Genomic DNA, 1,172 nt, shown 5'->3' with positions numbered 1-1,172 from the left:
TCGACCGCGAGTGCGACGCCCATCCCGCCGCCGATGCACAGCGACGCCAGCCCGCGCTTCGCGTCGCGCTTGACCATCTCGTGCAGCAGCGTCACCAGGATCCGGCAGCCCGATGCCCCGATCGGGTGACCGATCGCGATCGCTCCGCCGTTCACGTTCACCTTCGACGTGTCCCACCCCATCTGCTTGTGCACCGCCAGCGCCTGCGCCGCGAATGCCTCGTTGATTTCCATCAGGTCCAGGTCGCCCGGCGTCCACCCCGCACGCTCCAGGCAGCGGCGCGAAGCCGGCACCGGACCCATCCCCATCACGCTCGGATCCACCCCCGCGTTCGCGTACGCCTTGATCCGCGCAAGCGGCGTCAGGCCAAGGGCCGCCGCCTTCTGCGCCGACATCACCAGCACCGCTGCCGCGCCGTCGTTCAGACCCGACGCATTCGCCGCCGTCACCGAGCCGTCCTTCGAGAACGCCGGCTTCAGCCCTGACAGCGATTCCGCCGTCACGCCGTGACGCACGAATTCGTCCGTCGCGAACTGCAGCGGCTCGCCCTTGCGCTGCGGAATCGACACCGGCACGATCTCGTCGTTGAAACGACCGGCCTTCTGCGCGGCTTCCGCCTTGTTCTGCGACAACGCCGCAAATGCGTCCTGCTCTTCGCGCGTGATCCCGTATTCCTTCGCCACGTTCTCCGCCGTGATGCCCATGTGGTACTGGTTGTACACGTCCCACAGACCGTCGACGATCATCGTGTCGACCAGCTTCGCGTCGCCCATCCGGAACCCGTCTCGCGAGCCCGGCAGCACGTGCGGCGACGCGCTCATGTTTTCCTGGCCGCCTGCGATCACGATCTCCGCGTCGCCCGCCGCGATCGCGTTCGCCGCCAGCATCACGGCCTTCAGGCCCGAGCCGCACACCTTGTTGATCGTCATCCCCGGCACGGCATTCGGCAGGCCGGCCTTGATCAGCGACTGGCGCGCCGGGTTCTGCCCCGAACCTGCCGTCAGCACCTGACCCATGATCACTTCGCTCACCTGATCGGGCTTCACGCCCGAGCGCTCCAGCACCGCGCGAATCACCGTCGCGCCCAGTTCCGGTGCCGCAACCTTCGCGAGCGAGCCGCCGAATTTGCCGACCGCGGTCCGCGCGGCCGATACGATCACTACGTCCGTCAT

The 1,172-nt window shown here is 67.9% G+C and carries 1 protein-coding gene; it reads right to left on the bottom strand.

Features of this window, described 5'->3' with window-relative positions; all coding sequences use genetic code 11:
• Positions 1 to 1,172: acetyl-CoA C-acetyltransferase (locus DIE13_RS32495; RefSeq protein WP_148094097.1), on the bottom strand; the 1,172-nt coding region annotated here is incomplete at both ends.

Source organism: Burkholderia sp. Bp9016 (assembly GCF_003857765.1).
In the GTDB taxonomy this organism is placed as follows: domain Bacteria; phylum Pseudomonadota; class Gammaproteobacteria; order Burkholderiales; family Burkholderiaceae; genus Burkholderia.
The sequence above is the reverse complement of the archived record's forward strand: the minus strand, read 5'-3'. Positions and strand labels throughout refer to the sequence as shown.